At 71.6% G+C, this 24,522-nt stretch carries 25 protein-coding genes and 2 pseudogenes; 18 read left to right on the top strand and 9 right to left on the bottom strand.

The window, feature by feature from the left end; genetic code table 11:
* The first annotated feature begins 1 nt into the window (after nt 1).
* Nucleotides 2–355 (top strand): hypothetical protein, encoded by a 354-nt coding sequence (locus tag EV190_RS24060; RefSeq protein WP_243742516.1) that lies wholly within the window; start codon nt 2–4, stop codon nt 353–355.
* Nucleotides 352–840 carry an ATP-binding protein gene (locus EV190_RS11645; protein WP_243742515.1) on the top strand — a complete coding sequence of 163 codons (489 nt, stop codon included), beginning with the start codon at nt 352–354 and terminating at the stop codon, nt 838–840. Before EV190_RS24060 ends, EV190_RS11645 begins: the two co-directional genes overlap by 4 nt.
* Before the next feature lie 351 nt (nt 841–1,191).
* On the opposite strand, the gene EV190_RS11640 is transcribed toward EV190_RS11645, so the two are convergent.
* A complete protein-coding gene (locus tag EV190_RS11640; protein ID WP_133741548.1) occupies nt 1,192–1,680 on the bottom strand; it encodes an ATP-binding protein in 489 nt (162 codons plus the stop codon).
* Nucleotides 1,681–1,795: 115 nt separating this feature from the next.
* Nucleotides 1,796–2,737, bottom strand: coding sequence for an oxidoreductase (locus EV190_RS11635; protein ID WP_133741547.1), 942 nt, complete (start codon nt 2,735–2,737; stop codon nt 1,796–1,798).
* 371 nt (nt 2,738–3,108) lie between these two features.
* Between EV190_RS11635 and EV190_RS11630 the strand changes: the two genes are divergently transcribed.
* Nucleotides 3,109–4,380 (top strand): glycoside hydrolase family 16 protein, encoded by a 1,272-nt coding sequence (locus EV190_RS11630; RefSeq protein WP_133741546.1) that lies wholly within the window; start codon nt 3,109–3,111, stop codon nt 4,378–4,380.
* A gap of 80 nt (nt 4,381–4,460) precedes the next feature.
* Here EV190_RS11630 and EV190_RS11625 read toward each other — a convergent pair whose 3' ends face one another.
* Nucleotides 4,461–4,742 carry a GlsB/YeaQ/YmgE family stress response membrane protein gene (locus tag EV190_RS11625; protein WP_133741545.1) on the bottom strand — a complete coding sequence of 94 codons (282 nt, stop codon included), beginning with the start codon at nt 4,740–4,742 and terminating at the stop codon, nt 4,461–4,463.
* 253 nt (nt 4,743–4,995) lie between these two features.
* On the opposite strand from EV190_RS11625, the gene EV190_RS11620 reads away from it, so the two are divergent.
* The 11 genes from EV190_RS11620 (at nt 4,996) to EV190_RS11570 (ending at nt 18,381) form a co-directional block, all read left to right on the top strand.
* Nucleotides 4,996–5,403 carry a spore-associated protein A gene (locus EV190_RS11620; RefSeq protein WP_166655444.1) on the top strand — a complete coding sequence of 136 codons (408 nt, stop codon included), beginning with the start codon at nt 4,996–4,998 and terminating at the stop codon, nt 5,401–5,403.
* Between the two features lie 262 nt (nt 5,404–5,665).
* A complete protein-coding gene (locus EV190_RS11615) occupies nt 5,666–7,288 on the top strand; it encodes an AfsR/SARP family transcriptional regulator (protein WP_133741544.1) in 1,623 nt (540 codons plus the stop codon).
* 583 nt (nt 7,289–7,871) lie between these two features.
* On the top strand, nt 7,872–8,864 hold the full coding sequence (locus EV190_RS11610) for a substrate-binding domain-containing protein (protein ID WP_133741543.1): 993 nt from the start codon (nt 7,872–7,874) through the stop codon (nt 8,862–8,864).
* A 79-nt stretch (nt 8,865–8,943) separates the two neighbouring features.
* Nucleotides 8,944–9,999 carry a galactitol-1-phosphate 5-dehydrogenase gene (locus EV190_RS11605; RefSeq protein ID WP_208113152.1) on the top strand — a complete coding sequence of 352 codons (1,056 nt, stop codon included), beginning with the start codon at nt 8,944–8,946 and terminating at the stop codon, nt 9,997–9,999.
* Between the two features lies 1 nt (nt 10,000).
* The gene (locus EV190_RS11600) at nt 10,001–11,512 is read left to right on the top strand and encodes an FGGY-family carbohydrate kinase (protein ID WP_133741542.1); all 1,512 of its coding nucleotides are present in this window, start codon (nt 10,001–10,003) and stop codon (nt 11,510–11,512) included.
* Complete coding sequence (locus EV190_RS11595) at nt 11,509–12,474, top strand: sugar-binding transcriptional regulator (protein WP_133741541.1); 966 nt, start codon at nt 11,509–11,511, stop codon at nt 12,472–12,474. The genes EV190_RS11600 and EV190_RS11595 overlap by 4 nt, the downstream gene beginning before the upstream one ends.
* Nucleotides 12,471–13,973, top strand: a complete 1,503-nt coding sequence (locus tag EV190_RS11590) for a sugar ABC transporter ATP-binding protein (RefSeq protein WP_133741540.1) — start codon at nt 12,471–12,473, stop codon at nt 13,971–13,973. The genes EV190_RS11595 and EV190_RS11590 overlap by 4 nt, the downstream gene beginning before the upstream one ends.
* Nucleotides 13,970–14,989 carry an ABC transporter permease gene (locus EV190_RS11585; protein ID WP_133741539.1) on the top strand — a complete coding sequence of 340 codons (1,020 nt, stop codon included), beginning with the start codon at nt 13,970–13,972 and terminating at the stop codon, nt 14,987–14,989. The genes EV190_RS11590 and EV190_RS11585 overlap by 4 nt, the downstream gene beginning before the upstream one ends.
* Nucleotides 14,982–15,926: a deoxyribose-phosphate aldolase gene (deoC, locus tag EV190_RS11580; protein WP_133741538.1), complete on the top strand. Its 945-nt coding sequence runs from the start codon at nt 14,982–14,984 to the stop codon at nt 15,924–15,926. The genes EV190_RS11585 and deoC overlap by 8 nt, the downstream gene beginning before the upstream one ends.
* 3 nt (nt 15,927–15,929) lie before the next feature.
* Nucleotides 15,930–17,369: an aldehyde dehydrogenase family protein gene (locus tag EV190_RS11575; RefSeq protein ID WP_133741537.1), complete on the top strand. Its 1,440-nt coding sequence runs from the start codon at nt 15,930–15,932 to the stop codon at nt 17,367–17,369.
* Nucleotides 17,362–18,381, top strand: a complete 1,020-nt coding sequence (locus EV190_RS11570; RefSeq protein ID WP_133741536.1) for an aldehyde dehydrogenase family protein — start codon at nt 17,362–17,364, stop codon at nt 18,379–18,381. The genes EV190_RS11575 and EV190_RS11570 overlap by 8 nt, the downstream gene beginning before the upstream one ends.
* 72 nt (nt 18,382–18,453) lie before the next feature.
* On the opposite strand, the gene EV190_RS11565 is transcribed toward EV190_RS11570, so the two are convergent.
* The 4 genes from EV190_RS11565 to EV190_RS11550 form a co-directional block, all read right to left on the bottom strand.
* Nucleotides 18,454–18,978, bottom strand: a complete 525-nt coding sequence (locus EV190_RS11565; RefSeq protein ID WP_133741535.1) for a hypothetical protein — start codon at nt 18,976–18,978, stop codon at nt 18,454–18,456.
* Nucleotides 18,979–19,045: 67 nt separating this feature from the next.
* Entirely contained in the window at nt 19,046–19,480 is a 435-nt protein-coding gene (locus EV190_RS11560) for a hypothetical protein (protein WP_133741534.1), read from the bottom strand.
* Between the two features lie 59 nt (nt 19,481–19,539).
* Nucleotides 19,540–19,953, bottom strand: coding sequence for a TIGR03668 family PPOX class F420-dependent oxidoreductase (locus EV190_RS11555; RefSeq protein ID WP_133741533.1), 414 nt, complete (start codon nt 19,951–19,953; stop codon nt 19,540–19,542).
* Nucleotides 19,954–19,976: 23 nt separating this feature from the next.
* On the bottom strand, nt 19,977–20,495 hold the full coding sequence (locus EV190_RS11550) for a hypothetical protein (protein WP_133741532.1): 519 nt from the start codon (nt 20,493–20,495) through the stop codon (nt 19,977–19,979).
* 713 nt (nt 20,496–21,208) lie between these two features.
* Between EV190_RS11550 and EV190_RS11545 the strand changes: the two are divergent.
* Nucleotides 21,209–21,550, top strand: a pseudogene (locus EV190_RS11545) (integrase core domain-containing protein); the annotation flags it as partial.
* Here EV190_RS11545 and EV190_RS11540 read toward each other — a convergent pair.
* Both EV190_RS11540 and EV190_RS11535 read right to left on the bottom strand, forming a co-directional pair.
* On the bottom strand, nt 21,547–21,747 hold the full coding sequence (locus EV190_RS11540) for a DUF397 domain-containing protein (protein ID WP_133741531.1): 201 nt from the start codon (nt 21,745–21,747) through the stop codon (nt 21,547–21,549). The pseudogene EV190_RS11545 and the gene EV190_RS11540 overlap by 4 nt on opposite strands.
* Before the next feature lie 19 nt (nt 21,748–21,766).
* Nucleotides 21,767–22,312 carry a DUF6879 family protein gene (locus EV190_RS11535; protein ID WP_133741530.1) on the bottom strand — a complete coding sequence of 182 codons (546 nt, stop codon included), beginning with the start codon at nt 22,310–22,312 and terminating at the stop codon, nt 21,767–21,769.
* A gap of 114 nt (nt 22,313–22,426) precedes the next feature.
* Here EV190_RS11535 and EV190_RS11530 point away from each other — a divergent pair, with 114 nt between their 5' ends.
* The 3 genes and pseudogenes from EV190_RS11530 to EV190_RS24560 form a co-directional block, all read left to right on the top strand.
* Nucleotides 22,427–23,284 carry a helix-turn-helix domain-containing protein gene (locus tag EV190_RS11530; protein WP_243742514.1) on the top strand — a complete coding sequence of 286 codons (858 nt, stop codon included), beginning with the start codon at nt 22,427–22,429 and terminating at the stop codon, nt 23,282–23,284.
* Between the two features lie 97 nt (nt 23,285–23,381).
* Complete coding sequence (locus tag EV190_RS11525; RefSeq protein WP_133741528.1) at nt 23,382–24,281, top strand: phosphotransferase; 900 nt, start codon at nt 23,382–23,384, stop codon at nt 24,279–24,281.
* Between the two features lie 54 nt (nt 24,282–24,335).
* Nucleotides 24,336–24,522, top strand: a pseudogene (locus tag EV190_RS24560) (hypothetical protein); the annotation flags it as partial.

The raw sequence follows: 24,522 nt of genomic DNA, 5'->3' as shown, positions 1-24,522 counted from the left end.
CATGTCTTCCAACGGAACTTTTGACTCTGGTGGACACTCGCGGGGGCTCACCAGGCGCTCCCTGCTCGAACGGCTTGCTGTCGGGCTTCGGGAGCGGGGATGCCGGGCGCTGATCGCGCTGTCCGGCACCGACCACCCCGTTCTCTACGTCACGCGGGACGGCGGCGGGATGACCGCCGTGGTGGCCGTACAGACCGGAAGCGCCTGGTCGTTCCTCTGGGGGAGGAACGGGCAGGCCGCCGCCGACTCCGTCGAAGCGGCCGCGCGCGTCCTCAGCGGCTCCGACAGGGGACGGCGGCGCGGGCCGGCCGCCCGCCGTCCGCAGCCGCGCGGAGCCCTCAGGGTGGTGGCGTGACCGTGGAGGCGTTCTCCATCTACACGCTCAAGGAGAGCCGCACCTTCCCCGGCCTCGCCGAGGAGTGCGCCGCCGCCCGGTCCTGGACCCGCGCGCTCGTCGCACCGTTCCACGACGTCATCGAGGCGGTGGAGCTGGTGGTGAGTGAGTTCTTCAGCAACGCGCTCGCCCACACCGCGTCGGGTCAGGCGGGCGGCGAGGTCTTCGTCAGCCTGGTCGGCCTGGTCTACGGAACCCTGCACCTGGAGGTCGTGGACCAGGGACCGCGCACCGACCGCCCCCGCACGGCGGCCCGGGTCATGCTCCCCGACCCCGGCCGTCCCGGCGGCTGCGGCCTGTTCCTCACCGCCGCACTGGCCCGCGAGTGGGGCCGCACCCCCGCTGACGGTTCCTATGGGATCTTCGACCGCAGCCCCGATGACTACACCGGACCGATGGTCACCTGGGCCGACTTCACCACGAGCGCCGCGCCGCCCAGGGGTTGACCCCTGAAGTGAGGAGACGGCCGTCTCCCGCGTTCGACGTCGTGTACGGCCGTGCGGGTCGTCCGGGGTCTCTCCTCCCATCCGGCACGGTGTGCTGGGAGCAGGCAGGACAGAGCCGGGAAAGGGGGGTGTGCCCATGACTTCTCCGGAGGAGAATGCCGGCCGTGGTGACGGCCAGGCCGAGGCCGCGCCCGCGATGTCCGTTTCACGAGGGCTCCGTTGATGATCGTGGCGTTATCGTTCCAAATCCCTTTTTTTGGGGCGATAACGTCGAGATCATCGAGCAGGTCCCTCCTTCGGACGCCGCAGGGATGCCGGTGAGGCCGCGGAAAGGGGGATGGCCGGGACCCGTTACGGGTTCCCGGCCATCTCCATGTCCCGGTGGGTGCAGAACTCCGCCCAGGTGACCATCGAGTCCGGATGCCCCCGTTCGAGGCCGGACCGGCGGTGGTCGGCGGGGAAGCGGCCCCACGCGCGGGACAGGATCGAGGCGATGAAGAGCCCGCGCCCGTTCTGGGCGTCGGCCCCGGGCAGTATGGCGCGGGCGGCCTGCTTGGGAACGCTGTTGCCCGGTCCCTGGTCCACGACCTCCAGGCGGAGGGTCTCGGGGTCCTCGCCGCTCAGGGTCAGGGTCACCTCGATCTCACCCCCGGGCTCCCCCGACGCCGTGTGCCGCACCGCGTTGGCGAAGAGTTCGCTGGCCACGAGCTCCACCGCGTCGCGGGCGTGTGGAAAAGGGTGCAGCAGCCCGCGGATCCAGGCCCGCGCCTCCCCGCACCTGTCGGCCGTTCCGGGAAAGGTCCGTGCCGCCCGGATCGGGAAGAAGTCGTCGTCTCTCATTCGCACCACCATCCGTAGCCTCGTGCTGGTACGAGGAACGGGCTACCCAGCGGGGAAACGACAATGCGCGCCACATGCCCGAAACGGGTATTTCTTTCCGGTTTCCGGGGGCGAGTCAGGTACCGACAGGGGTGAAGTCGTACCTGACCGTGGTCAACTCCTCGGACGCGTGCCACAGGAGGCGGGCGGTCGCCCGGTCGGAGGCGGCGGCGGACCGGGAGGCCCTGGCGGGCGGACCGGCGTGGCCCCGGCGCGGCCCGAAGTAGTCGCCGCCCTGCACATCGGGCGCCGTCGCGGCGTGCAGGCCGGGCCAGGCCCCGGCCAGGGCGCTCTGCGCGAACAGCCGGTTCCCGGCCCCGGCCACGAGCGCGCGCAGCCGTGAACCGCGTTCCCGGGCCCCGACGGCCTGGAGGTTGGTGGCCGCGTAGCCGGGATGCGCGGCCAGGCTCAGCAGGTCGGCCCCCGCTTCGGCGGCGCGGCGGTCGAGTCCGGCGGTGAACAGCAGGTTCGCGAGCTTGGACTGCCCGTAGGCGCGCATCGGGCGGTAGGGGCGCCGCTCCCAGTTGAGGTCGTCCGGGACGATCCGGCCGATGCTGTGCATGCCGCTGCTGACGGTCACCACCCGCGCGGTCCCCCGGGCGGCCAGCAGCGCGGGCAGCAGCAGGCCGGTGAGCGCGAAGTGGCCCAGGTGGTTGGTGCCGAACTGCGCCTCGAAGCCGTCGGCCGTGCGCCGCAGCGGGATGTCCATCACCCCGGCGTTGTTCACCAGCAGGTCCAGGCGGTCGTGCGGGAGGCGTTCGGCGAAGGCGCGGACCGAGGAGAGGTCGGCCAGGTCCAGGAGCCCCGGTTCCACCGAGGCCCCGGGGACCTGTCGAAGGACGTCCCGGACGGCCGCGCGCCCCCTGTCCTCGTCCCGCGAGGCCATCACGACGTGCGCGCCCGCCTCGGCGAGCTTGTGCGCGGTGGCCAGGCCGAGTCCGGAGTTCGCGCCGGTCACCACGGCGACCGTGCCGCTCCGGTCGGGAAGCGGCCGGCGGGTCCAGGCTTCGTTCGGCATGGGCCGCTCCTTCGTGCTCGGACGTCGTTCCTCCCGGACGGTCGAACGAAGGACGAGGGTTTTTCGCTCCTGGCTCCGGGGCCTTGGCGGTGGGGAGGCGCGCCCGGGAGCGCCGCCAGGTTGGGCCCTCCGAAGGCTTGTGTTAGGAACAGGTAAAAAGTAAAGTCACTTTCCAATTCGAAGGGTGACGGGAGAGCTCCCAGTTGTCAACACCTGACGGGACGAGTCCGCTCCGTTCGTACGCGGCCTCCGCGCGTACGGCGGAGAAGGCCCGCCCGCCGTAACCCTCCACCCGAGCCTGGCGGACCGTGTCACCCCGTTGTGGCCCCAGTGCCGCGCGCGGACCGCGAGGCCCAGATCAGGAGATCTGAATGAGCCGAAGAAGATCCCGAAGCGTCGCGCGCGGGCTCTGGTCCGCGTCGCTGTCCCTGGCGGCCCTCGCCGCGGCGGGCCTCGTGGCGGTGGGCGCCCCGGACGCCCCCGCGCCCGAGGCCGTGGAGGTCACACCGGTGGCGGCCGAGGGGCAGCTGGTGTGGCAGGACGAGTTCAACGGCTCCGCGGGGAGCGCCCCGGACGCGAGCAAGTGGACGCACGAGACCGGGGCCCACGGCTGGGGCAACGCCGAGCTCCAGAACTACACCACGAGCAGGGCGAACTCCGCGCTCGACGGCAACGGCAACCTCGTCATCACCGCCAGGCGGGAGGGCGACGGCTCGTACACCTCGGCCAGGATGATCACCAAGGACAAGTTCGAGCGGGCCTACGGCCGGTACGAGGCCCGCATCAAGCTCCCGCGCGGCCAGGGCATCTGGCCCGCGTTCTGGATGCTGGGCGACAACTTCCCCGAGACCCAGTGGCCGAACTCGGGCGAGATCGACATCATGGAGAACATCGGCCGCGAACCCCACCTGGTCCACGGCAGCCTGCACGGCCCCGGCTACTCCGGCGGCAACGGTGTCACCGGCTCCTACATGCACCCGCAGGGCTGGTCGTTCGCCGACGACTTCCACACCTTCGCCGTGGACTGGACGCCCGACTCCATCACCTGGTACGTCGACGACGTCCCCTACCAGACCTTCACCCCCGCCGACGTGCGCGGCAACCAGTGGGTCTACGACCACCCCTTCTTCATGATCCTGAACGTCGCGGTCGGCGGCCAGTGGCCGGGCTACCCCGACGGCTCCACGCAGTTCCCGCAGCAGATGCTCGTGGACTACGTGCGGGTCTACGACGGCGGCACCGGCGGAACCCCCGGCGGGACCGGCCGCATCACCGCGCCCAACGGCATCTGCGTGGACGTGGCCGGGGCGAACACCGCCAGCGGCACCACCATCCAGCTCGCCCACTGCAACAACAACCAGGCCCAGAACTGGACCGTGGCGGCCGACGGCACGCTCCGCGCCTTCGGCAAGTGCATGGACGTGGAGAGCGGCAGCGTCGAGGCCGGGGCCCGCGTCCAGTTGTGGGACTGCAACGGCACCGGGGCCCAGAAGTGGGTCTACTCCAGCGCGGACCGGTCGCTGCGCAACCCGCAGTCCGGCAAGTGCCTGGACGCCTACAACGGCAACCTGACCGACGGCAACAAGCTGATCATCTGGCACTGCCACGGCGGCCAGGGCCAGAGGTGGACCCTGCCGGCCTGACCCCGGGGGAAGCACGGCCCGACGAAGCGAAGGGAGCCCGCGCCGTTCCGGCGCGGGCTCCTCGTCCGTGTGGGCGGACGTCAGGCGTGGCTCTGGCGGCGACCCCCACCGCGCATCATCGCGACGAGGTACACACCGATCGCGGCCAGGATCAACTGGACGATCAGGGTCAACCAGAAGGACCCGGTGAAGCTCGCCATGATCGCGGTTCCGATCAGAGCGGCGACGATACCGATCACGATCGTCAGCCAGATGGGGATGTCCTGCTTGCCCGGAACGATCAGCCGTCCGAGCGCACCGACGATCAGGCCGACGACGAGGGCGCTGATAATGGTGCCGAAGAAACCGCCACCGATCTCCATGCTGTACCTCCTGCGTCTGTCTCGGTTACTCCTGGACTGCCCGGGAAATCCCGGAAGATTCACGCTTGGCGCAATGGAGACGGGATGATTGCCCCACCAGGGGTTCCACCGACGCGCCGGACGCGCGCGCCCTTCCGCCCGGGCGGCGGGAAGCCCGGGGCAAGGAGATCCGAAGCCGATTCGAAGCGCCCCCTGAGACGGTTTCGTCCGCGCGCCGCACGGGGCGGCGCCTCCCGCGGAGGTGTGCACGGACATGAGGCTCATGAAGAAGCTGGCGGCGGTCGGTCTGGTGGCGGGCGCCGCGGCGGCGGGATCGCTGGCGGTGGCGGCCCCGGCGTCGGCCGCGGCCTACAACGGGGCGTGCGGCGAGGGCTACGCCGTCGTCAACTCGGCGGCCATCGGGAGCAAGGGGACCGTGTTCCTGACCTACAACAGCTCCAACGGCTACAACTGCGCCGTCACCGTGCGCAACAGCTCCGGGAGCGCGGTGCGGATGGGCGTGTGGCTGGCCACGAGCCCCAGCGGCGCGTGGAAGTCCGACGTGGGCAACTACACCACGTACGCGGGACCGGTCTACGTCTACGGCGCGGACTCCTGCATGGACTGGGTCGGCGAGATCTCCGGCACGCTCGCGGAGCGGGGCGCCACCAACTGCGGCTGAGCCCCGCAGGGGAATCCGGCGCGGCGCGCGGCCACCGGCACGGTGTCCGCGCGCCGCGCCGCCGGCGTTCGCGGTCCGTGTGGTGCGGGAGTGCGCAACGAGGCCGGTGTGACCCCTGGGTGACGACAATTGTGCTCGTATTGGACTTTCCGCGCGGTATGTCTGTCACAGTCCGTTGACTGGTGCCATACTGTCAGCGTTTTTCCCTTGGGCCGAGGGACCTTCGAACGAGGGGAGCGCGGTGGTACGGGGCTGGGTTCCGATGCGGTACCGGATTCTCGGCGGGGTCGAGGTGCGCGACGCCGAACGCGTCCTGCACGTGGGAGGCCCCAAACGGCGCACCGTGCTGGCGGCGCTGCTCATGAGGGCCAACCAGGTCGTCACCGACGAGGACCTCATCGACCGGACCTGGGGCGACCGGCCGCCCGCCAAGGCCCGCGCGCAACTCCAGGTGCACGTGTCCGAACTGCGGTCCCTGCTCGGCAGGCAGACGATCCTGCGCCGCCCTCCGGGCTACACGATCCTGACGCGCCCCGGCGAGGTCGACCGCGACCGGTTCGAGTCGCTGGCGGGCCAGGCGCGCGAGGCCCGGGAGGCGGGCCGGGTCGACACCGCGATCACGGCGCTGCGCGACGCCCTGGCGCTGTGGACCGGCCCGGCCCTGGGCGGGGTGGAACCGGCCCTCGCCGACATCGGCCGCCCCGCGCTGGACGACCTGCGGGCCGCGGCCGTGGAGGAGCTCTACGACGCCGAGCTGGCACGCGGCCGGGGCGTCGAGGTCGTCGGCGAGCTGCGCCAGCTCCTGGGGGAGTTCCCGCACCGGGAGCGGCTCTGCGGCCATCTGATGCTCGCCCTGCACCGCGCCGACCGCACCGCCGAGGCGCTGGAGGTGTACGCCTCGCTCCGGACCCGGCTCGCCGAGGAGCTGGGGATCGAACCGGGGGAGTCGGTCCAGGAACTCCAGCGGTGCATCCTCAGGGGCGGAGTCGCGGCGGTGGGGCAGGGGAGAGCCCATGATCGGACGTCTGTCGTCTGTCCGGCCGAGCTGCCGCACGACATCCCCGGGTTCGTCGCCCGCCGGGCGGAGCTGGACCTCCTGGACGCCTCTCTCGGCCAGGCCGAGCGGGACCCGGGCGAGGGGCCGAAGATCTGGGTGGTCAGCGGGGCGGCCGGGGTCGGCAAGACCGCCCTCGCCCTGCACTGGGCGCACTCGGTCGTGGACCGCTTCCCCGACGGGCAGCTCTACATCGACCTGCGCGGGTTCAGCGCCCGGCACGCCCCCATGGAACCCGCGACAGCGCTGCGCGCGCTGCTGCGGGGGCTGGGAAGCGACCCGCGGAACCTGCCCCGCGACACCGGGGAGCTGGCCAGGTTCTACCGGTCGCGGCTGGCGGGGCGGCGGATCTGCGTGGTCCTGGACAACGCCGCGACCGCCGACCAGGTGGCCCCGCTGCTGCCGGGCCACAGCGGAAGCACGGTGCTCGTCACCAGCAGGCGCCGGCTCGCCGGACTCACTGCGCGGCACGGCGCCCGCCCCGTCCCGCTCGGCGCCCTGAGCCCCGGCCACTCCGTCGAACTCCTGGCGCGCCTTCTCGGAGCGGACGCGGTGGCGGCCGAACCGGAGGCCGCGGCGGAGCTGGCCGAGGTCTGCGGGCACCTCCCCCTGGTGCTGCGGCTGGCCGCGGCGAACGCCGTCACAGCGGGGCCCCCGCCGGACATCGGCGCGATGGTCCGGCTCCTGCGCTCGGACGACGGCCTGGCGGGCCTGTCGGCAGGCGGGGACGAGGCGGTCGCGGCGGACTTCTCCCCGTCCCACCGGTCGCTGACCGTCGACCAGGCGCGGTTCTTCCGAAGGCTGGTACTGGCACCCCGGTTCTCCTGGTGATCGCGGCCCTGCCGGGGGCCGGGAGCGGGAGGGAGCCTCCGGCGCGGGGGTGGTTCTTGTACCGGTGCTTCGGGGGGCCTTTCGGCCTCCTGCCGTGCGGATCGCGAGGTGACGGCGGGCGGCGACGGCGGGCGGGGGCCGGGGGCCGGGGCCGTGCCCATGATGTCCGTTGCGTGAGGGTTCCGTTGACGGTTGTGGGCTTTCTGCCCGTTTCGGGGCCTTGAAGGGCGGAAAGCCCATGATCGTTCCGGGTGGGGTGGGACCGGCCCTCGAGGTCTCGAGTGGACCCTGCTCCGACAGGGCCCGAAACACCCCCGCGCCGGAGCCTCCCCAGGGGCCCGGAAGGGGCGAGGCCACCGAAAGCCGTCCGTGGCGCCGGACACCGTGCCGAGTGCGCCGGATCTCTCCGGGAACGCCGTCCGTGAAGGGCCCGCCGTCGCCGGCGGGCCCTTCGGGTCGCGTCACCGCAGATCAACGGGCTGTTGCCAACATTTTGCTCATGTGAGCAAAAACCGCCCCATGTGTTGCGCACAAGTGAAATCCCGATTTACGGTTCGTTGCCAGGATCACATCTGGAGGCCCCATGCGTCTTACACGCGTTTTCGGCACGGTGACCGCGACGGTGGCGTTCGCGGCGCTGTCCGCCTGCTCGCTGTCCACCACGCCGGGCGGTTCCGACAGCGGCGGCGGTGGCGCGGACGACGGTTCCGTCGTCATCGGCTTCAGCCAGGCGACGCAGCAGTCGCCCTTCTACGTCCAGCTCCGCGAGGGGGCCGAGCAGGCCGCCGAGGAGGCCGGCGCCGAACTCTACTTCTCCGACGCCGGGGGCGACGTCACCAAGCAGAACGACGACATCCAGGACCTGATCACCCGCCAGGTCGACGTCCTCCTGGTCAACCCCGTCGACCCGCAGGGCGTCAAGGCCGGGATCGCGGCCGCCGAGTCCGCGGGCATCCCCGTCGTCACCGTCGACCGCCCGGTGCCCGAGGGCGCCGTCGCGCACGTCGGCCGGGACAACAAGGCCATGGGCGCCCTCGTGGGCGAGCGCGTGGCCGAGGAACTCGGTGACGAGGGCGGCATGATCATCGAGATCCAGGGCGACGCCGGCGGCGCCGTGGCGCGCGACCGCAGCGACGGCTTCCACGAGGCCGTCGAGGGCAACGACGAGATCGAGATCGTCGAGGGCCCCTACGCGGACTACATCCGCTCCAACGCGGTCACCGCCATGCAGGACCTCATCCAGACCAACCCCGACGTCAAGGCCGTCTACGCGCACAACGACGACATGGCGCTGGGCGCGCTCCAGGTCCTCGACGAGAACGGCCGCGACGACGTCATCGTCGCCGGGGTCGACGGCCTCATGGAGGCCGTGGAAGCCATCGCGGACGACGGCCCCTACGTCGCGACCGCCCTCAACGACCCGATCTCGCTCGGTCAGGTCGCCGTCGAAACGGTGCTGAAGGCACAGGCCGGAGAGGACGTCGAGGAGTACGTCGACGCCGGGACGGCCCTGGTCGACACCGGGAACGCCTCGGACTACGTCGGCGACACCACCTTCGCCCTCGCCGGGAACTGACCCGCGCCCCCGTCGCCCCGGTACCGGCGGCACACCGCCGGCACCGGGGCCCACCTCCTGGAAGGGAACTGAGAAAGACATGTCGGAGACCATGCAGGCCGCCGTGCTGCACGCCCCCGGGGACATCCGGGTCGAACAGGTACCCGTGCCCGAACCCGGACCGAACGAGGCCCTGGTGCGCGTCGCGGCCTGCGGCGTTTGCGGATCTGACATCCCCCGGATGCTGCGCCCCGGCGGCGCCTACCACCTGCCGCTCATCTGCGGCCACGAGTTCTCCGGCCACGTCGTGGCGCTGGGCTCCGGGCTCGCCGCCGCGGGGACCGTCAAGGAGGGCGACCTCGTCACCGTCCCCCCGCTGATCCCGTGCCGCCGCTGCACCCCCTGCACCCAGGGCCACTTCAGCCTGTGCGAGGACTACGACTACTTCGGCAGCCGCCGCGCCGGGGCCTACGCCCAGTACGTGACGGTGCCCGAGGGCAACCTCATGGTGGTGCCCGCCGACCTCGACCCGCGCGCCGCCGCGATGCTCGACCCGGCCGCCATCGCGCTGCACGCGATCTGGCGCACCAAGCTGCGCACCGGCCACCGCGTCGCGGTCGTCGGCGCGGGCCCGATCGGCCTGTTCGCCATCCAGTGGGCCCGGCTCGCGGGCGCCTCCGAGGTGCTGTCGATCGACGTCAGCGAGCAGAAGGCGGAGATGGCGCGCGAGGCGGGCGCGACCCACACCGCGACCACCCCCGAGCAGGCCGGGGAGCTCGCCGGACTCGGCTACGACGTGATCGTGGAGTCCGCCGGGGTGCCCGCCACCGTCGACCAGGCGGTCTCCCTGGTGGCCCGGCACGGGCACGCCGTCTTCATCGGGATCCCGCACGACCCGGTGGTGCTGCCCAAGTCCACGTTCAGCAACTTCCTGCGCCGCGAGGTCACCCTGCACGGCGCCTGGAACTCCTTCTCCGCGCCGTTCCCGGGCGACGAGTGGCGTGTCGCCGCGCGGGCCATGGCGAGCGGTGAGCTGAACTGGAAGTTCATGATCACGCACGAACTGGGCCTCGACGCGCTCCCGGACACGATGCACAAGCTCGGCGAGCGCTCCGTCTTCAGCTCCAAGGTCCTCTTCATGCCGAACGGGGGATGACGTGACCGCGCTGTTGGCCATCGACCTGGGGACCGAGAGCGCCCGCGTCGCCGTCTACGCGGCGGACGGGACGCCTCTGGGCCAGGGGGAGAGCGGTTATCCCACCGCCTTCCCCCACCCCGGCTGGGCCGAGCAGAACCCCGAGGACTGGTGGCGGGCGGTCGTGGCCGCCACCAGGACCGCGTTGGCCGCAGCGGGTGACCCCGAGGTGGCCGGCCTCGCGGTCGCCACCACCGCCTCCACGGTCGCGGTCCTGGACGCGGACGGCCGTCCGCTGCGCCCGGCCCTGCTGTGGATGGACAGCAGGGCCAGCGCCGAGTCCGCCCGGACCGCGGCCGTGGACCACCCGGTGCTGCGCTACTCCGGCGGCTCCGACGCCGTTGAGTGGCTGGTGCCCAAAGCGATGTGGCTGGCGGGCAACGAGCCCGACACCTACCGCGCCGCGGCCCGCGTCACCGAGGCGGTCGACTACCTCGTGTGGCGCCTCACCGGCGAGTGGGCCGGTTCGCAGATGAACGCCGTCTGCAAGTGGAACTACGACCCGCGCGGCTCGGGCTTCCCCGACGACCTCTACGCCGAGCTCGGGGTCCCCGACCTGCGCGCCAAGCTGCCCGACCGGGTGGTCCCGGTCGGCGAGGCGGTCGGCGGGCTGACCGCGGCCGCCCGCGCCGAGCTGGGAGTGCGCGGCGGGGCGGTCGTCTCCTCCGGCGGGATCGACGCCCACCTGTCGCTGCTCGCCGTCGGCGGCGCGCGCGGCGGGCGGGTGTCGGTCGTGTCGGGCACCTCCACCGCCTTCATCACCGAGATGGCCGAACCGGTCTTCCCGCCGACGGTGTGGGGCCCCTACCCCGACGCGCTCAACCAGGGCAGCTGGCTGGTCGAGGGCGGCCAGGTCACCTCCGGGTCGGTCCTGAAGTGGGCGGGGGAGCAGCTGCTGGGCCGCCCCCGCGCGGAGCTGCCCGCCCTGATCGAGGCGGCCTCGGCCCTCCCGCCGTGCGAGCACGGCCTCGTCGTCCTCGACTACTTCATGGGCAACCGCACGCCGCTGCGCGACCCGAGGCTGCGCGGCGCCGTCCTGGGCCTGACCCTGGGCAGCACGCCCGAGCAGGTCTACCGGGCCGCCGTCGAGGGCGTCGCCTACGGGACCCGCCAGGTCCTGGAGTCCTTCGTGGAGGGCGGGGTCCCCGTGGAGGAGGTGTTCGTCTCCGGCGGCATCCGGCACAACCCGCTGTGGTTGCAGACGACGGCCGACGTGCTCGGGCGTCCGCTGAACCTGGTCGCGGGCGACAACCTGTCGCTGCGCGCCTGCTCGGTGATCGCCGCGGTCGGCGCGGGCCGGGCGGGATCGCTGGCCGAGGCCGCCGAGGCGTTCGCCCCGCGCGTCCGGGTCGTGGAGCCGAACCCCCGCCACGCGGACGCGCTGGAGCGCGGCTACGCCGACTACCGGGAGGCCACCGCGGCCACCCGCGCGGTGTCGCACCGACTCAGCGCGCCGGAGCGGAGGAGCCGATGAGCGACCCCGACTACGAGAGCCTGCTCTACCAGGTCGCCTCGCTCTACTACGAGCACGACCGGACCCAGGAGCAGATCGGCTCCCAGCTGCACTTCACGCGCTGGAAGGTGGGCCGCATGCTGGTCGAGGCCCGCGAGGCGGGCATCGTCCGGATCGAGGTCCTGCATCCGAGGGCCCGGGTCCGGGACCTGGAGAAGGCGCTGCGGGACCGGTTCGGGCTGCGCGACGCCGTCGTGGTGGCGGCCCGCTCCTTCCCCGACGAGGAGGAGCTGCGGGAGCACGTCGCCAAGGCCGCCGCCGAGTACCTGTCGGCGCTGCGCCCCGCGCCGCGCCTGCTCGGGGTCTCCTGGGGGCGGACCCTGGACCTGATCGCCCGCGACCTCCCGCACGGCTGGGCGCAGGGGGTCGGCGTGGTCCAGATCAACGGCGGCATCAGCCGGTCCCGCCGCCCCAGCACGGCCCAGGACGTGGCCAGCCGGATCGCCCACCAGGGCTCCGGCACGGTCACCCTCCTGCCGGTCCCCGCGATCGTCGACCACGAGACCACCCGCCAGATCCTCGAAGGCGACAGCACGGTGTCCAGGGTGCTCGGCCAGGCCGCCGACTCCGACGTGCTGCTGTTCAGCCCCGGCGGCATCGGCACGGACTCGGTCCTGGTGGAGTCCGGCCACATCGACGCCGCCGACGTCGCCCGCCTCGCGGAAGACGGCGCGGTCGGCGACGTGGTGGGCCGCTTCATCGACGGGCGGGGCGAGGTCGTCGACCCCGAGCTCAACGGGCGCACGCTCGGGCTTCCGCTGGACGCCCTGCGCGGCGCGCCGGTCTCCATCGCGGTCGCCTCCGGCACGGCCAAGCACGCGGTGTGCGGGGCCGTCGTCGCGAGCCGGCTGTGCAACACCCTCATCACCGACGACCGGACGGCCTCCTGGCTGCTCGATCACGACGCAAGCGAGGCGAGATGACAACGGAGGCCGAGACCCCCCGCCTGACGATGAGCGGCATCGTCAAGCGGTTCCCCGGCACCGTCGCCAGCGACGGCGCCGAACTGTCCGTGCGGGCGGGGGAGGTGCACTGCCTGCTCGGCGAGAACGGCGCGGGCAAGAGCACCCTCATGAAGATCCTCGCGGGCTCCTACCAGCCCGACGCGGGGGAGATCCGCCTCGACGGCGAGCCCGTCGTGCTCAACAGCCCCCAGGCGGGGCTCGCGGCCGGGATCGCCGTCATCTACCAGGAACTGGACCTCATCCCCGACCTGAGCGTCGCGCAGAACCTCCTCCTGGGCCACGCCCCCGCCGTCGGACCGGTCGTGCGCAAGAAGAAGCGGCTGGAGCTGGCGCGCGCGGCCGTCGCGCGGGTCGGCGGGGACTTCCCCGTCACCGCGACCGTGCGGGACCTGCCCATCGCCGCCCAGCAGCTCACCGCCATCGCCAGGGCGCTGACCGCGGACGCCCGGGTCATCGTCATGGACGAGCCGTCGGCCACGCTGGGCGAGAACGACCTGCTCAAGGTCTTCGAGGTCATCCGCTCCCTGGCCGCGGAGGGCCGCTCGATCATCTACATCTCGCACCGCATGGACGAGGTCATGGAGATCGGCGACCGCGCCACCGTGCTGCGCGACGGCCGCACCGTCGGCGTCTACGACATCGCCGACACCGACCCCGGCGAACTGGTGTCGGCCATGATCGGGGAGTCGCGCGAGCTCGTGCGGACCACCCAGCGGCCCAGGCCCGAGGGCGAGCCGCTGCTGGAGATCCGGAGCGTGCGCATCCCCGGGGTCATCGACATCGCGGGGATCGACGTGCGGCCCGGCGAGGTCGCCGGGCTGGCCGGGCTGGGCGGCGCGGGCCGGACCACCCTGCTCAGGGCGCTGTTCGGGGACACCCGGGCGGCCAGGACCGTGCGGCTGGGCGGGGCCCCGCTGCGGGCGTCCAGCCCCGCCGCCGCCGTGCGCGCGGGTCTGGCGCTGGTCCCCGAGAGCCGCAAGGAGCAGGGGCTCATGCTCGGCCTGTCGGTGGCGCGCAACGCCGCCGTCACCGCGCTGGGCCGGCCGCCGTGGCTGCTGCCGGGGCGCACCGGGCGCGTCCGCACCGCCCCGGTCCTGAAGGACCTCGGGGTGCGCTTCGCCTCCCCCGACCAGCCCGTCGGCAAGCTGTCCGGCGGCAACCAGCAGAAGGTCGTGCTCGCCAAGTGGATCACCAGGGGCGGCGTGCGCGTGCTGCTCCTGGACGAGCCCACCCGGGGCCTCGACGTCGGCGCGAAGGCCGACCTGTACCGCCAGGTCCGCGAGCTCGCCGACAGCGGGGTCGCGGTGCTCCTGGCCAGCAGCGAGCTGAACGAGCTGACCGCCAACGCCGACACCATCTGGGTGCTGCACGAGGGACGCAACGTCGCCCGCTTCGACCCCCGGAACACGTCCGAGAACACCATCGCGCACACCGTCATCACAGGAGTGACGCCATGACCACACCCACAGCGGCGGCCGACCCGACGACCGCCCCCAGCGGAACCAGACCCCCGTCGGGCGCGCGCGGGAAGCGCGGCTCCGACCTGTTCGCCCGGTTCAACCTCCTCATCGTCTTCCTGGCGCTGTGCGTGGTGGCGACGCTGCTCGCCCCCGAGTTCCTCACCACGCGCAACATGGCGAACCTGCTCCAGCAGTCCTCGCTCACCGGCATCGTCGCCATCGGGATGACCCTGGTCATCCTCACCTCGGGCATCGACCTGTCGGTGGGCAGCACCGCGGCCTTCGGCGGCATGACGGTGGCGCTGCTCATCGACAACGACATGAACTTCGTCCTGGCGATCGCGATCAGCCTCGCCACCGGCGCGGTCTTCGGCGCGATCATGGGCGGGCTGTCGGCCTACCTGACACTGCCGGCGTTCATGACAACGCTCGCGGGCCTCACGGCCATCCGCGGCCTCACCTACCTGCTCACCGACGGCGAGCCCGCCGGAGGGGACGTCCCCGAGGCGTTCCAGCTGCTGGGCGGCGGCTTCCTCGGATACGTGCCGGTCGTGGGCATCGTCTTCGTGGCCGTCACCGTCATCGCGGCCCTGGTGCTGCGCGGCACCACCTTCGGCGAGTACGTCTACGCCGTGGGCAGCAACAAGGAGGCCGCGCGGCTGTCCGGCCTGCCGGTGCGGGCCGTCATCACCGCGGTCTTCGCGATCTCGGGCGCCCTGTCGGCGCTGGCGGGCGTGCTGCTGACGTCGCGCCTGACCATCGGCCAGCCCACCGCCTTCAACGGCCTCGAACTCGACGCGATCGCCGCCGTCGTGCTCGGCGGGACGAACCTCTTCGGCGGGCGCGGGAGTGTTTTCGGCACCTTCGTCGCGGTTCTCCTACTCTCGGTACTGCGCAACCTGTGCAACCTGCTCGGACTCGGATCGTTCTTCCAGATGGTCGTCACCGGAGTGATCCTGGTGGTCGCGCTCATCCTCAACATGGTTATAGAGAAGCGAGGTGCTCGTGCCTGACACAGCACTGGCGGCCGCGACAACGGCGTCGAACACGTCACTGCGGTCCTTCCTGCACGGACTCCCCGGAGTGGACGAGGTGGGCGCGCGTGCGCGCGCGGCCGACCTGTCCACCCGGTCCATCAAGACCAGCGCCAAGGCGCAGGCCATCGACCTGGCCATCCGCATGGTCGACCTGACCACGCTGGAGGGCGCCGACACCCCCGGCAAGGTCCGGGCGCTGGCGGGCAAGGCCGTGCACCCCGACCCGGCGGACCCGTCCGCGCCCCGCGTCGCGGCGGTCTGCGTCTACTCCGACCTGGTCGCCGTCGCCGTGGAGGCGCTCGCGGGCAGCGGGGTCGGCGTGGCCTCGGTGGCCACCGCCTTCCCGTCGGGCCGCGCCCCCCTGGAGGCCAAGCTCGTCGACACCCGCCGCGCGGTCGCCGACGGCGCGAGCGAGATCGACATGGTCATCGACCGGGGCGCGTTCCTGGCCGGGGACTACCTCAAGGTGCACGAGGAGATCGTCGCGGTGAAGGAGGCGTGCGGGAGCGCGCACCTGAAGGTCATCCTGGAGACCGGCGAGCTCGCCACCTACGACAACGTGCGCCGCGCCTCCTGGCTGGCCATGCGGGCCGGAGCGGACTTCATCAAGACCTCCACCGGCAAGGTGTCGCCCGCCGCGACCCTCCCGGTCACGCTCGTCATGCTGGAGGCGGTGCGCGACTTCCGGGCCGAGACCGGCCGCCAGATCGGGGTCAAGCCCGCGGGCGGCATCCGCACCACCAAGGACGCCATCAAGAACCTGGTCCTGGTCAACGAGGTCGCGGGCGAGGACTGGCTGGACCCGGAGTGGTTCCGCCTGGGCGCGTCCAGCCTGCTCAACGACCTGCTGATGCAGCGGACCAAGCTGACGACCGGCGTCTACCCCGGTCCCGACTACTACACCCTGGACTAGGACATGGCGGACAAGATCTTCGAGTACGCGCCCGCGCCCGAGTCGCGCGCCGTCGTGTCGATCCGGCCCGAGTACGGCCTGTTCATCGACGGCGAGTTCACCGAGCCCACCGACGCGCGCATCACCACCGTGAACCCGGCCGACGAGGAGGAGCTGGCCACGGTCTCGGTGGCGGACGAGGCCGACGTGGACCGCGCGATCACCGCGGCCCGGCGCGCCTTCGAGACCGTGTGGGGCCCGATGGCCCCCGCCGAGCGCGGCAAGTACCTGTTCCGGATCAGCAGGATCATCCAGGAACGGGCCCGCGAACTCGCGGTGCTGGAGTCCCTGGACAACGGCAAGCCCATCAAGGAGACCCGGGACGTGGACATCCCGCTGGTCGCCGCGCACTTCTTCTACTACGCGGGCTGGGCCGACAAGCTCGCGCACGCCGGGCTCGGCCCGTCCCCGCGCCCGCTGGGCGTGGCCGCGCAGGTCATCCCGTGGAACTTCCCGCTGCTCATGCTGGCGTGGAAGATCGCCCCGGCGCTGGCCGCCGGGAACACGGTGGTGCTCAAGCCCGCCGAGACGACCCCGCTGACGGCGCTGCTGTTCGCCGAGATCTGCCAGGAGGCGGAGCTGCCCCCGGGCGTGGTGAACATCCTCACCGGCGCGGGCGGCACCGGCCGCGCGCTCGTCGCGCACCCCGGCTCGGACAAGGTCGCGTTCACCGGCTCCACCGAGGTGGGGCGCGAGATCGCCCGCGCGGTGGCGGGGACCGACAAGCGGGTCACCCTGGAGCTGGGCGGCAAGGGCGCCAACATCGTCTACGACGACGCGGCGATCGACCAGGCCGTCGAGGGCATCGTGACCGGCATCTTCTTCAACCAGGGGCACGTGTGCTGCGCCGGCTCGCGGCTGCTGGTGCAGGAGTCCGTCGCCGAGGAGGTGCTGGAGCGGCTCAAGGCCAGGGTCTCGCGGCTGCGGCTGGGCGACCCGCTGGACAAGAACACCGACATCGGCGCGATCAACTCCGCCGCGCAGCTGGCCCGTGTCCGCGAACTCGCCCAGGTCGGCGAGGAGGAGGGCAACGAGCGCTGGTCGCCCGCGTGCGAGCTGCCCGACCGGGGCTTCTGGTTCGCGCCCACCGTGTTCACCGGGGTCACCCAGGCCAACCGGGTCGCCCGCGAGGAGATCTTCGGGCCGGTGCTGTCGGTGCTGACCTTCCGCACCCCCGAGGAAGCGGTGGAGAAGGCCAACAACACCCCGTACGGGCTGTCCGCCGGGGTGTGGACGGAGAAGGGGTCGCGGATGCTGTGGACCGCGAACCGCCTGCGGGCCGGGGTCGTCTGGTCCAACACCTTCAACAAGTTCGATCCCGCCAGCCCCTTCGGAGGGTACAAGGAGTCCGGCTACGGCCGCGAGGGCGGAAGGCACGGCCTGGAGGCGTACCTCAATGGCTAAGTCGAGGAAGAACGAGGGGAACGAGAGCGTGGCGAAGGACGACGGCGCGGCGCGGGGCGAGGGCGTCGTCGCGGTGACCGCGCGGCCGAAGGTCCCGGCGGCCCCCAAGCGGCCCTCCGCGGACCTGGCCCGGCGGGCCGCGGCCCATGTCCCGGCGGGCCGCCTCGCGGTGCGCAAGACCTACAAGCTCTACGTCAACGGCGCGTTCCCGCGCTCGGAATCGGGCAGGAGCTACCCGGTGACCTCGGCGGACGGTACCCACCTGGCCAACGCGGCGCTGGCGTCGCGCAAGGACGCCCGCGACGCGGTGCAGGCCGCGCGCAAGGCGTTCGGCGGCTGGTCGCAGCGCACCGCGTACAACAGGGGACAGATCCTGTACCGGGTGGCGGAGGTGCTGGAGGGCCGCCGCGCCCAGTTCGTGCAGGAGGTCGTCGACGCCGACGGGGTGGACCGCTCCCTGGCGGAGTCGCTGGTGTCCGCCGCGATCGACCGGTGGGTCTACTACGCGGGCTGGACCGACAAGATCGCGCAGGTCGCCGGAGGTTCCAACCCGGTCTCGGGGCCGTACTACAACCACTCCGCGCCCGAGCCGACCGGTGTCGTCGCGGTCGTCGCGCCGCAGTCCGGGCCGCTGCTCGGGCTGGTCTCGGTGGTCGCGCCGGTCATCGCGGGCGGGAACACCGCCGTCGTGGTGGCGAGCGAGCGGGCCCCGCTGGCCGCGGTCTCGCTGGCCGAGGTGCTGGCCACCTCGGACCTGCCGGGCGGCGTCGTCAACATCCTGACCGGCCGCACGGCCGAGCTCGCGCCGCCGCTGGCCGCGCACGCCGACGTCAACGCCCTGGACCTGACCGGCGCGAACGACATGGCCGCCGGGCTGGAGGAGGCCGCGGCCGCCACCCTCAAGCGGGTCGTGCGCCCCGAGCCCGCTCCCGACTGGTTCGCCGACCCGGGGCTCTCCCGCGTCACCCCGTTCCTGGAGACCAAGACGGTCTGGCATCCGATCGGGATCTGAGTCCGCGGCTCCCCCGCGGTCCGTGGCGGGGGAGCCGCATGCGGGGGCCCGTCTGGCACCGGGCCCCCGCGCTCACAGCATCGCGCGCGCCAGCAGCCCCTGCACCCGGGTGACCCCGCCGACCAGCAGCGGGACGACCCACAGCAGGACCAGCCCGGCCAGCCCGTGCAGCAGCCACGCCCCCGCCAGGGTGGGGCCGCCCCACGCGCCGTCGAGGAGGCCGTCGAGGTCCTCGCCGAGCAGCAGCCGGGCCGGGTAGGCGACGTTCAGCGCGACGACGGCCCAGCCGTAACCGCCGACCGCGAACGCGAGCGCGTTGAGCGGGAGGCCGAGCAGGCCGTGCCCCACCACCCGAGGCCACGCCGGGGCGGGGCGGTCCGCGTCGGGGGGAACGCCGAGCAGGCGCCCGGCGAGCCGCCGCTGCGTCCGCGCGGCGGCCCGGTGCCCGCCGACGACCGCCACGAGCAGGCAGCACAGCCCCACCAGCGGGGAGACGACCGCGTACAGCGTCCGCCGCCACGTCTCACCCAGGAAGGGCAGCCGCGCGAGCCGCCCGAACGGCGACCGGGCAGCCCCGGCCGTCACCGCCCCGCCCATGGCCGCCTCCCCCCGTAGCCCTGTTCCCAGGACGCTTTCCGCAGAAGGACTCCGCCGAAACCTCCGGCTACAGGTCCGGGCAGATGTGGGTCCGCGCCGCCGTGAGGACGGCCTGCGCCTCCGCCTCGCCGGCGGCGCCGGACAGCTCCCGGGCTCGGCGCAGGCGCGTGGGCTCGGGGTCCTCCATGGCCTCGGTCTGCACGATCATGCGGCAGACCTCCCGGCCCCGGGTCACGGCCTCGTCCTCGCCCGGCTCCAGCAGCGCGGGGTCGGCCTCGGCGAGCCTGTCGAGGTAGTCCGCGCGGTCCTCCGGCCCCGGTTCGGGGGGAAGGTCGGCGGGGGGAGCGGAGGGCAGATCCGCTCCCCCGGAGTCGGAGGGCTCCCCGCCGAGGGTGACCGTGGACTCGGGGGAGGGGGCGTAGCCCTCGTCGTACTCCACGGCGCAGCCGGAGCCGAGGAGTACGACGGCCAGGGCGAGGGCGATCCGGTGGACGGTGCTCACGGGAACTCCTGGGGGTCGAGAGCGGAACGGCTGACTGCTCCGTTCCCGCGCGCGGGGGTTTAACGCGCGGACCAGCCCGACCACCGCGCCACGCCGATCAGGATCACGGGCCCGTCCGGCCGGTCATCGCGGTACTGAGGGTAGCGCTCGGCGAGGAGGTCGAGCGCGGCGGACCGCTCCTCCCCGTCGTGCTCGACGTGGGCCACGCCGTCCGCCCGCGCCCACCACAGCGGGGAGCAGTCGTCGTCGTGCTCGTCCGCGAGCAGCGCCACCCGGGGGTTCGCGATGATGCCGGCCAGTCGCCGCAGCTGCTCGGCGTGCCGGGGCCTCCGGTCGGAGGCGGTGACGACCGTGTCGCCGTGGACCGCGAAGGTGATCGGGACGAGATGGGGGTACTCGTCATCGACCGTCGCGAGCCGGGCGATCCGCGCCGAGGAGAAGCGCGCGCGGGCCTGTTCGGTCTCTAATCGCATGAGACAAGGATGCCCCAAAAAGGTTAACCATGAGTAACCAACGCGAAGAGGGGCGCCGCCGCGCCGAGAAGGATCGGCGAGGCCACGGCGGCGCGGGCGGCGGCGCGGAACCGCCGGATGTGGCGCATGCCTCGCTGGAGCGGGGTGGGCCGTCGTTTGCGGGCGTAGTAGCCGGGTGTGGCGTGGGCGGGCCAGTGGTCGCCGGGGCGGTGGGTTCCGGCGGCGATGGCGCGCAGGCGGGCGATGGAGTCCACGACGTCGCGGGGGGCGGGGAAGTCGTCGCGGGTGGGCCGTCGCCCGGTGACGGGGTGCGGTTCGAGCGGGTGCAGGAAGCGCGGGTCGGGCAGGAAGCGAGGCGGTCGCGGCGCGGGGGCGGGCGTGGGGGCCGGTGCGGGGGTCGGGGGCGGTGTCCACCCGATGGCGATCTCGGGGCGGAGGCCGGCGAGTCGGCGGATGAGCGCGGCGAGCTGCGCGTCCTGCCGTCGGGTGCCAGGGATGCCGGGGGCGCCGGGGATGTCGCCGTGTGTGGCGGTGCTGGTCATGGGTGTTCTGTCTTTTCCTTCGATGAGCGTGAGGGCAGCCGGAGGATCCTCCTGGTCCGGAGCCGGCCGGTCGGGGTTGCGTGACTTCGCGGAGCGATGGCCGCGCGAGCACCACGCCGGGAGCCGTCCGCCGGTCCGGTGGCTAAGGACTGGCGCGGAACCGGGCCCGCGCGGTTCGCACGGCCGGTGCTCCGCACTGTCACGCGGCCTGGGACCGTGGCCGGGGGTGCGGGAGGATCGTCCGGCCGACCGCCGGCGGCTGGGGTTCAGGCGGCCTGGTCGGGGGCGGGGAGTTCGCACCAGACGGTGTGCGCGACGCTTCGCGGGCACGCGGTCCAGCCGTAGCGCGCCGAGTGCAGCGCGACCAGGGCGAGCCCGCGCCCGGACTCGTCCAGGAGCGCCTCGCCCAGGATGTCGGGCGGCGCGGGGATGGCCCGAGAGTGGGGCCAGCCCCCGCGCGGCCCACAGCCGCGCCCGCCCGGGAGCGGACGGCTCTCCGGGGAACGCGGCCAGGGCGGCCACCGGCCCCCACAGGGGAAGAGTGCGCGCCACCACGGGACGCGGGATAACGTAGGACATGATTCGGCTCCCTGGTGTAGCAGGCGAGTTGGGTCACAGGCCCCTGGCGAGTGGTGCAAGCACTCACCAGGGGCCGTCTTCATGCGCACGACCAGCCCGGACCAGGCAAAAGCCCTGCGTGACCGGTCCGGCAGCGCGCCCACGCCTACTTCGCCGCAGCGGGGATCACGGTGGAGCGGGTGCTGACCGACAACGGGCCCTGCTACAAGTCACGCCTGTGACGCGATGCCCTGGCCGAACTCGGCATCAAGCACAAGCGCACCCGCCCCTACCGGCCCCAGACCAACGGCAAGGTCGAGCGGTTCAACCGGACCCTGGTCGAGGAATGGGCCTACGCCCGCCCCTACACCAGCGAGACCCAGAAGCGGGAGGCGTTCCCGGGATGGCTGCACGATTACAATCACCACCGGTTCCACACCGCGATCAGCGGCCCTCCCGCCTCCCGTGTTCCCAACCTCTCAGGTCAGTACACCTAGATGGTGGTGGCTAATCCCGTGGTGAAGGCCAACCACTCCCTGTTGCTGAAGGCCAGGACGGTGCTGTGGGGATGAATGGAGTCGCGGAGCCCGACGATCTCCGGGATGTGGTGGGTGATGGCGGCCTCAACACAGCCGACGTCGCCGCTGCGGTCGGACTTGTGGAAGTCGGCGTCGGTGAACGGGTGATCGGTCATGTCCGTCTCCGTTGGGAAGTCAGCGGGCGGGGGCGAGAGTGGCGGCTTCAAGGTAGTCGTAGAGCGGGACGGCTGCGGCCTGGGCGGCCTGTCGCCATGCGACGTGCTGCCCGACTCGGTCGGAGGTGGCAAGCTCGACCCCGACGAATTCACCGTCGGGGGTGTAGCGCAGGATCGCGGAACGTTCGTCGTCGAACAGCCAGTAGTCCTCCCCGTGGGGAAGCCCGATCCGGTCGGCTTCCTTGCGGGTGAGGATTCGCACGTCCTCCCCAGCATCGACACTGGCGGGGTAGGCGCGGGTGAGCTCGAACCGGAGGTAGTCGGTCAACTCCTCGGGAACGACGTGGACACGGCCGATTTCGCGCCCACTCTCGTAGATGCCCCGAACCATCCGCTGCCAGGGGCGACGCCACTCGGGATCGTGGTTCTGGCCGGCCAGGAAGCGGCGGTAGGGTTCGCGCTCGTTGTCGGCCAGGTAGAAGTCGAGGGTCTCCAACCGGAACGCCGACACCTGGAACCGGGACAGGAAACCAGCGGCGAACTCCGAAGCGGGCATGACGCTCATAGTGCTCCTATCCGGTTCATGGAATGGTCGTAGTTCATGGCTCGCCAGGGGGCATGGGGGGTTCCTTCCGAACACTTCCATTAGACTAAAAGAAGACTAGAAATGGAAGAGTCCTTGTCCGAATCCATCCATCATCAGGTTGCCCGGTCTCGGTTGGCCGAGGCGTTGCGTGTGCTCCGGCTGGATAGCGGCCACTCGGGGGAGCAGTTGGCCGCCGCGTTGGGGTGGTCTCAGTCGAAGGTCTCCAAGATCGAGCGGGCACGCACCCGCCCGTCGGTGCGTGATGCCGAATCCTGGGCGCGTGTGTGTGAAGCCGATGCTGCCGCATTGGCCCGGGTGTCGGAACTGGCTGAGGCTGCGCTGGTGGAGGCCCGGCATTGGAGGGTTGTCCACCGTGGCGGCCTAGCCTCGGTTCAACGCGAGATAGGGGCGGTCGAAGGGCGTGCAGCCCTGGTCAGGTCGTTTCAGCCCGCGCTGGTTCCGGGCCTGCTGCAGACTGCGGAGTATGCCCGGCAGGTGTTGAAACTTGCGGATGTGTCGGGGCGTGGTGATGTACCGGCGGCTGTGGCGGAGCGGTTGAAGCGGCAGGAAGCCCTCTACCGGGAGGGCTCCCGGTTCGAGTTCGTGATTACCGAAGCCGCGCTGCGGTGGCACGCCGAGGATCTCGTTGCGCTTGTCCCTCAGTTCGACCGCCTGCTGTCACTGGGGACCCTGCCCAATGTCCGCATCCAGGTGCTTCCCCTTGATGCTTCTTCAGGGCAGGTGCAGTCGCACGGTTTCCTGCTGTACGAGGAGAGCGAAGAACCCAGGGTCATCGTCGAGACCTACACCCGTGAGATCGTACTCACCGATTCTGACGAGGTCCTCTCCTATCGGACTATCCATCAGCGGTTCGTCGAACGCGCGCTTTCCGAAACCGAGAGTCGCGACTTCCTCCAGGCGCTGCGCCGCCGCATCGACGGCCGAAGCTGACAGGTGGCTCTCCCGACACGAGTAAATCTCTTTTCAGTCTTCTTTTAGTCTGATTTACTGCTCTTGGTGGGAGAGGACAAGAAGCTGGGAGGCGCGTGTGGACGGTTGGGAACTGGTCAAACCTCGGACTGCAGCGGAAGGTGCGGTCTGGCGTTCGTCAGGCGGATCACTGTTCAAGCGGACCGGAGACTCTGATGTGCTCGCCGAGGCACGTTTCCAGAGCATGTTGGCTGACCAGGGATATCCGGTTCCGGCAGTGGTCGAGACCGGGGAAGCCGACGGCCGATGTTTCTTCGTCGAGAGGAGCGTGGGAGATCGGTCATTGCATGACCGGGCTGTGTGCGACACAGAAGAAACCGGAGCCGTCCGTCAGGTCACCCTCGACATGGCTGTCGAGGTCTCTATCCGGTTGCTGACGGCTCAGGTTCGAACCGTGCGGCCGAGAGCGGTAGGCGAAGGGGAGGCCTGGGTGGCACGTGCGGGGTTCGTCGAGAACGTCTTGGCAGAAAACCCCGACCTGGACACCGATCGGGTTCACACGGTGCTGAACTCGGTTTCGGAGCGGTTAGGTGTTGTTCCGTTCTCGCACGGACACCTCGACTACGGCCTGCCCAACGCCTTCGCCGACGGCGTGATCGACTGGCAGCACCACGCTCCCGCACCTGTGGGGTTCGATGTGTATCCGATGCTCGACATCACCGCGTTCAAGGGCGGTGGCAGGGGATATGCCTTCACGGGGGAACAGCGCTCGGCCTATATCGCGGCCCTTGACGAGGCGAGTACGGACCTGCTGGATTTTGCGCTAAGCCGTTTCCTCTGTGACTTCCTGATGGTGAAGTGCTTCTTCTTCCTTGCTCTGATGAAGCCGAAGGACGTGACGAACCGGCGCAAGATCGCGAAATGGGCTTACCGCAGAAGGCTGCTCATGCTCGGACTGGAGTCCTACGAGAGTAACTGCTCCATCGACACCGGTTCCTTTCCCGCCCTAGATCGTTGATGGGAAATCCCTGAAACGCCTGCGCCCATGGCGAAGGGCGTCGAGGATCGGTGTGTGAAAACTGACCTTGACGCCCTTCTGACAGCACTCTACGTCCATCTAGACGATGACGTGATCCCTTCGGCCAACCAACGTCCCGGACCGGGCCGCTCGCCCCTGCTCACCGACGCCGAACTCATCTGCGTCGCGGTCGCCCAGGTACTGCTGCGCTACGACTCCGAACGCCACTGGTTGCGCGCCG

This window comes from Actinorugispora endophytica (assembly GCF_004363075.1).
GTDB classification, from domain to species: domain Bacteria; phylum Actinomycetota; class Actinomycetes; order Streptosporangiales; family Streptosporangiaceae; genus Actinorugispora; species Actinorugispora endophytica.
The sequence above is the reverse complement of the archived record's forward strand: the minus strand, read 5'-3'. Positions and strand labels throughout refer to the sequence as shown.

What these genes read in the sequence shown, in the direction of transcription:
- EV190_RS11590 (WP_133741540.1), top strand. Translation starts at nt 12,471, where the DNA reads ATGACAACGGAGGCCGAGACCCCCCGCCTGACGATGAGCGGCATCGTC.
- EV190_RS11605 (WP_208113152.1), top strand. Translation starts at nt 8,944, where the DNA reads ATGTCGGAGACCATGCAGGCCGCCGTGCTGCACGCCCCCGGGGACATC.
- EV190_RS11620 (WP_166655444.1), top strand. Translation starts at nt 4,996, where the DNA reads ATGAGGCTCATGAAGAAGCTGGCGGCGGTCGGTCTGGTGGCGGGCGCC.
- EV190_RS11625 (WP_133741545.1), bottom strand. Translation starts at nt 4,742, where the DNA reads ATGGAGATCGGTGGCGGTTTCTTCGGCACCATTATCAGCGCCCTCGTC.
- EV190_RS11615 (WP_133741544.1), top strand. Translation starts at nt 5,666, where the DNA reads ATGCGGTACCGGATTCTCGGCGGGGTCGAGGTGCGCGACGCCGAACGC.
- EV190_RS24060 (WP_243742516.1), top strand. Translation starts at nt 2, where the DNA reads ATGTCTTCCAACGGAACTTTTGACTCTGGTGGACACTCGCGGGGGCTC.
- EV190_RS11630 (WP_133741546.1), top strand. Translation starts at nt 3,109, where the DNA reads ATGAGCCGAAGAAGATCCCGAAGCGTCGCGCGCGGGCTCTGGTCCGCG.
- EV190_RS11540 (WP_133741531.1), bottom strand. Translation starts at nt 21,747, where the DNA reads ATGACCGATCACCCGTTCACCGACGCCGACTTCCACAAGTCCGACCGC.
- EV190_RS11575 (WP_133741537.1), top strand. Translation starts at nt 15,930, where the DNA reads ATGGCGGACAAGATCTTCGAGTACGCGCCCGCGCCCGAGTCGCGCGCC.
- EV190_RS11595 (WP_133741541.1), top strand. Translation starts at nt 11,509, where the DNA reads ATGAGCGACCCCGACTACGAGAGCCTGCTCTACCAGGTCGCCTCGCTC.
- EV190_RS11555 (WP_133741533.1), bottom strand. Translation starts at nt 19,953, where the DNA reads ATGCGATTAGAGACCGAACAGGCCCGCGCGCGCTTCTCCTCGGCGCGG.
- EV190_RS11640 (WP_133741548.1), bottom strand. Translation starts at nt 1,680, where the DNA reads ATGAGAGACGACGACTTCTTCCCGATCCGGGCGGCACGGACCTTTCCC.
- EV190_RS11565 (WP_133741535.1), bottom strand. Translation starts at nt 18,978, where the DNA reads ATGGGCGGGGCGGTGACGGCCGGGGCTGCCCGGTCGCCGTTCGGGCGG.
- EV190_RS11610 (WP_133741543.1), top strand. Translation starts at nt 7,872, where the DNA reads ATGCGTCTTACACGCGTTTTCGGCACGGTGACCGCGACGGTGGCGTTC.
- EV190_RS11570 (WP_133741536.1), top strand. Translation starts at nt 17,362, where the DNA reads ATGGCTAAGTCGAGGAAGAACGAGGGGAACGAGAGCGTGGCGAAGGAC.
- EV190_RS11585 (WP_133741539.1), top strand. Translation starts at nt 13,970, where the DNA reads ATGACCACACCCACAGCGGCGGCCGACCCGACGACCGCCCCCAGCGGA.
- EV190_RS11550 (WP_133741532.1), bottom strand. Translation starts at nt 20,495, where the DNA reads ATGACCAGCACCGCCACACACGGCGACATCCCCGGCGCCCCCGGCATC.
- EV190_RS11635 (WP_133741547.1), bottom strand. Translation starts at nt 2,737, where the DNA reads ATGCCGAACGAAGCCTGGACCCGCCGGCCGCTTCCCGACCGGAGCGGC.
- EV190_RS11535 (WP_133741530.1), bottom strand. Translation starts at nt 22,312, where the DNA reads ATGAGCGTCATGCCCGCTTCGGAGTTCGCCGCTGGTTTCCTGTCCCGG.